Below are 5,143 nucleotides of genomic sequence, written 5' to 3'. Positions count from 1 at the left end.
CCGCTACGTGCACGCGTCGAAAAATCCATGACGATGTCGGGCACCGATTACCTGATCGCCAAAGACCGCATGTTCCACGTCATGAATGCTTTTGACGAGTACTTTGCCGCTTACGATGCGATTTTGTGCCCAGCTGCTTTAGGTACGGCCCCTGAAGGTTTGTCCTCCACAGGCAATCCGATCATGCAAACCGTCTGGAGCTTTGCAGGACTGCCCTGCGTCAATTTGCCACTGCTGAGCTTGTCCAATGGTTTGCCGCTGGGTGTTCAGGCGGTGGGTTCGTACCAAAACGATGCCCGTTTACTGCGCTCTTCGCGCTGGCTGGTATCTGAATTTGTCAAAAGGAATCAAGCATGAAATCTCTTGAACGCTTTACTGGCCTCTTGGGCCTTGCATTGATGGCAGCTTTTTTGCTGCCCTACATTTTCAAGTTACCGCAACTGGACATCACCTTGATTTTGCTCGGTGGTTTGGGTTTGGCTGTTTTTGATTATCTTTCTTCGGGCAAAGACGACAAGACAGAGTGATCTGCCTGCTTGACCTGAGTGTTTTGTTTGCGCCAGCGCACGTAGATGCGCGCGTAACCTTTGACGTGGGTCTCCAACTTGACTTTAATTCCAATTAATCAAGGGTTATTACTTTGAAATCTGTGCAGCGCGGCAGTAAGATAACCTCCTATGCAAACATTTGCATTGGCTAACTTTTTAGGGCTTGCCCTGACTTCATATTTTCCGGAGTGCAAGATGTCTTCCAAAACCTCCACTTTTTCACGTCGTACCATGTTCACAGGCGCGGCCACCGTGGGCGCTGTGGCTGCAGCCACAGCCGTTTTGCCCGGTGTCGTTAAGCAGGCTGCTGCGCCAGTGGACACAGCCTTGCCAAAGCCCACGCGCGGCGGCGGCTACACCCTGAGCGAGCACGTTCAGCAGTACTACAAGACGACCCGCGTCTGACCCGTTTTTCGCTGTTTCCCCCGTTCAATCCCAACTGGAGCCCTCCATGTTGCTGACTAAAAAGCAAACCAGTTCGTCTGGTACCGCCTCATCTCCTTTCATTCACAGCCTGCGCCGTGGCTTGTCGCAGGCTTTGCCCACATTGGATCGCCGCAGCTTTCTACGCCGCTCTGGCTTGGGCGTAGGTGTGGGTCTGGCTGCTTCGCAGCTGAGCTTGGTGCAAAAAGCCCAAGCTGCAACCGGTGCGTCCAATATTGGCGCCGGCAAAGTTGAAGTCAAACGCACCATTTGCACCCACTGCTCCGTGGGTTGTGCGGTGGATGCTGTGGTCGAAAATGGCGTCTGGGTGCGCCAAGAAGCGGTGTTTGATTCGCCCATCAATTTGGGTGCGCATTGCGCCAAGGGTGCCGCATTGCGCGAACATGGTCATGGCGAGTACCGTCTGCGCTATCCCATGAAATTGGTGAACGGCCAATACGAGCGCATCAGCTGGGACACCGCCCTGAACGAAATCAGCGCCAAAATGTTGGAGCTGAAAAAAGCCAGTGGCCCTGACAGCGTTTACTACGTCGGCTCGTCCAAACACAACAACGAACAGGCGTATTTGTTGCGCAAATTCGTGAGCTTCTGGGGCACCAACAACTGCGACCACCAGGCCCGCATTTGCCACTCCACCACGGTGGCTGGTGTGGCCAATACCTGGGGTTATGGCGCCATGACCAACTCGTACAACGACATGCAAAACAGCAAGGTCGCTTTGTACATTGGCTCCAACGCCGCCGAAGCCCACCCCGTGTCCATGCTGCACATGCTGCACGCCAAGGAAAACGGCTGCAAGATGATCGTGGTGGATCCGCGTTTCACGCGCACAGCCGCTAAAGCTGACGAGTACGTGCGTATCCGTTCTGGCACCGATATTCCGTTTTTGTTTGGTTTGCTGTACCACATCTTCAAAAACGGCTGGGAAGACAAAAAGTACATCAACGACCGTGTTTACGGCATGGAAGCCGTCAAAGAAGATGTGCTGGCGAAATGGACACCTGACAAAGTCGAAGAGGCTTGTGGTGTCAAAGAAGAGCAAATGCTCAAGATCGCCAAGATGCTGCACGACAACAATCCCGGCACCATCGTCTGGTGCATGGGTCAAACCCAGCACACCATCGGCAACGCCATGGTGCGCGCTTCGTGCATTTTGCAATTGGCATTGGGCAACGTCGGCAAGTCCGGTGGCGGCACCAACATTTTCCGTGGCCACGACAACGTTCAAGGTGCGACCGATGTCGGCCCCAACCCCGACTCCTTGCCCGGCTACTATGGTCTGGCCGAAGGTTCGTGGAAGCATTTCGCCAACACTTGGGGCGTGGACTTCGAGTGGATCAAGAAGCAATTTGCAACGCCCGCCATGATGGGCAAGAGCGGTATCACTGTGTCCCGCTGGATCGATGGCGTGTTGGAAAACAACGAGCTGATCGACCAAGACAGCAACCTGCGCGGCGTGTTCTATTGGGGCCATGCCCCGAACTCGCAAACCCGTGGTTTGGACATGAAGCGGGCCATGGACAAGCTCGACTTGTTGGTGGTGGTGGACCCTTACCCCTCGGCCACAGCCGCCATGGCGGCGATGCCAGGCAAAGCCGAAGATTTGAATCCCAACCGCGCGGTTTACCTGTTGCCGGCTTCTACGCAGTTCGAAACCAGTGGGTCGTGCACCGCATCGAACCGATCTATCCAGTGGCGTGAGAAGGTCATCGAGCCTTTGTGGGAAAGCCGCAGCGACCACATGATCATGCACCAGTTGGCAGAAAAGCTGGGCTTTGCCAAAGAGCTTTCGAAGAACTACAAGATGCAAAAAGTGGGTGGCATGGACGAGCCCGTGCCCGAAGACATCTTGCGTGAAATCAACAAGTGCGTCTGGACCATTGGCTACACAGGCCAGACCCCCGAGCGCTTGAAGGCGCACATGAAGAACATGAATGTGTTCGACGTGAAAACGCTGAAGGCCAAGGGCGGCAAAGACAAGGAAACCGGCTACGACTTCACGGGTGACTACTTTGGCCTGCCATGGCCGTGCTGGGGTACGCCCGAGATGAAGCACCCGGGTACCCCCAACTTGTACGATCCATCAAAGCATGTCATGGATGGTGGCGGCAATTTCCGCGCTAACTTTGGCGTGGAACGCGATGGCAAGAGCTTGCTGGCTGAAGACGGCTCGCACTCTGTGGGTGCAGACATCACCACAGGCTACCCCGAGCTCGATCACATCCTGCTGAAGAAGCTGGGCTGGTGGGACGAATTGACCGAAGCTGAAAAGGCCAAGGCCGAAGGCAAGAACTGGAAAACCGATTCATCCGGCGGCATGATCCGTGTGTTCATGAAAGAGCATGGCTGCTACCCCTTCGGCAATGCCAAAGCACGCGCAGTGGTCTGGAATTTCCCTGATCCGATTCCGCAGCACCGCGAGCCGCTGTACGGCACCCGTCCGGACATGATGGCCAAGTACCCGACACACGATGACAAAAAGGCTTTCTGGCGTCTGCCAACCCTTTACAAAACCGTGCAAGACAAGAACATTGCGGACAAGTTGCATGAAAAGTTCCCGCTGATCATGACTTCCGGTCGTTTGGTCGAGTACGAAGGTGGCGGTGAAGAAACCCGATCCAACCCTTGGCTGGCCGAATTGCAGCAAGAGATGTTTGTCGAGATCAACCCAAAATCTGCTGCAGATCGCGGCATCCGCAACGGTGAAAGAGCCTGGGTGAGCACGCCAACAGGCGCACGCCTGAACGTGCAGGCACTGGTCACAGAGCGCGTCGCACCTGACACTGTGTTTTTGCCATTCCACTTCTCTGGCCGTTGGCAAGGTGCTGACATGCTGGCGCATTACCCCAAGGGGGCCGCGCCCATCGTGCGCGGCGAGGCGGTCAATACCGCTACCACTTATGGTTATGACAGCGTCACCATGATGCAAGAGTCCAAGACCACCATCTGCAACATCGAAAAAGCGTAAGCGCCCCTGGAGAACACGATGGCAAGAATGAAATTTATCTGCGATGCAGAGCGCTGCATCGAATGCAACGGTTGCGTCACCGCTTGCAAAAACGAGCACGAAGTCCCATGGGGCGTCAACCGCCGTCGCGTGGTCACCTTGAACGACGGTGTTCCAGGCGAAAAGTCGATCTCGGTCGCGTGCATGCATTGCTCGGATGCCCCTTGTATGGCGGTATGCCCGGTCAACTGCTTTTACAAAACCGAAGAAGGTGTGGTTTTGCATGACAAGGACATTTGCATTGGCTGCGGCTACTGCTCTTACGCCTGTCCCTTTGGCGCACCACAATTTCCTTCCAGCGGCGCTTTTGGTTTGCGCGGCAAGATGGACAAGTGCACTTTCTGCGCTGGCGGCCCAGAGGAGCATGGCAGTCAAGCTGAGTTTGACAAATACGGTCGCAACCGTCTGGCCGAAGGCAAGCTCCCGGCTTGTGCTGAGATGTGCTCGACCAAGGCTTTGTTGGCGGGTGACGGCGACGTCGTGGCCGACATTTTGCGCGGCCGCGTGGTGCAACGCGGCAAAGGTGCTGAGGTGTGGGGTTGGGGCACCGCTTACGGCAATCAGGCCAAAGGAGCATGAGCATGAAAACAGCTTTGATTCTGAGCGCTGCCTTTTTGTTGGCCGCTTGTGGCGAAAACGTGCAAAACAGTCTGGGCAGCACCACCGACAAGCCTGCGGTGAACGGAACGGGCGTGACCGCCTTCACCGATCCAGGCTGGAAAGCCGGTGACAAAGCCAGTTGGTCAAGCCACCTCAAAGCCCGTGCCAGTTACGGCCAAAACGACCACGCCCGCGCTCCCCAGTGATCGCTTAGGAGATGTTCATGCGTCGCTTCTTGTTCTCCATCGGGCTGGCCCTGGCCACTCTGGGCGTGTCTGCCCAGACTTCGCCCAGCACCGATGCGGCAGCCCCAAAACTGGCTGCGGCATCGGACAACAGCTTGGGCGTGAAAAGCGCCAACATTTTTCAGATCGCGCCAGATGCTGATGCCGATCCAAAGTACAAAGACCAAAACAACGCTGAACGCGGACAAGTTCAACCCGGTAACAACGCGCCCATGTGGCGTGCGGTCGGGCAGGGCGTGACCGGCTACAGCAGCCTGCCCAAAAGCCAGGCACCGGAGGCGGGCAATCTGATCCAACCT

6 protein-coding genes and 1 pseudogene are annotated in these 5,143 nt (G+C 56.1%); all 7 read left to right on the top strand.

The window, feature by feature from the left end:
• Positions 1–357: amidase family protein (locus tag Q0341_RS03435; protein WP_299510574.1), on the top strand; the 357-nt coding region annotated here is incomplete at its 5' end.
• On the top strand, positions 354–527 hold the full coding sequence (locus tag Q0341_RS03430) for a hypothetical protein (protein WP_299510572.1): 174 nt from the start codon (positions 354–356) through the stop codon (positions 525–527). The genes Q0341_RS03435 and Q0341_RS03430, both read left to right, overlap by 4 nt.
• A gap of 216 nt (positions 528–743) precedes the next feature.
• Entirely contained in the window at positions 744–953 is a 210-nt protein-coding gene (locus tag Q0341_RS03425; protein ID WP_299510570.1) for a formate dehydrogenase, read from the top strand.
• A 46-nt stretch (positions 954–999) separates the two neighbouring features.
• Complete coding sequence (locus Q0341_RS03420) at positions 1,000–3,960, top strand: formate dehydrogenase subunit alpha (protein WP_299510568.1); 2,961 nt, start codon at positions 1,000–1,002, stop codon at positions 3,958–3,960.
• Positions 3,961–3,978: 18 nt separating this feature from the next.
• A complete protein-coding gene (fdh3B, locus tag Q0341_RS03415) occupies positions 3,979–4,578 on the top strand; it encodes a formate dehydrogenase FDH3 subunit beta (RefSeq protein WP_299510566.1) in 600 nt (199 codons plus the stop codon).
• Positions 4,579–4,580: 2 nt separating this feature from the next.
• Positions 4,581–4,805, top strand: coding sequence for a hypothetical protein (locus tag Q0341_RS03410; RefSeq protein WP_366522666.1), 225 nt, complete (start codon positions 4,581–4,583; stop codon positions 4,803–4,805).
• 17 nt (positions 4,806–4,822) lie between these two features.
• Positions 4,823–5,143, top strand: a pseudogene (locus tag Q0341_RS03405) (formate dehydrogenase subunit gamma); the annotation flags it as partial.

Origin of the sequence: uncultured Limnohabitans sp. (assembly GCF_937889215.1) — a bacterium.
Lineage (GTDB): Bacteria > Pseudomonadota > Gammaproteobacteria > Burkholderiales > Burkholderiaceae_C > Limnohabitans_A.
This window is presented reverse-complemented; position numbering and strand designations above follow the sequence as displayed.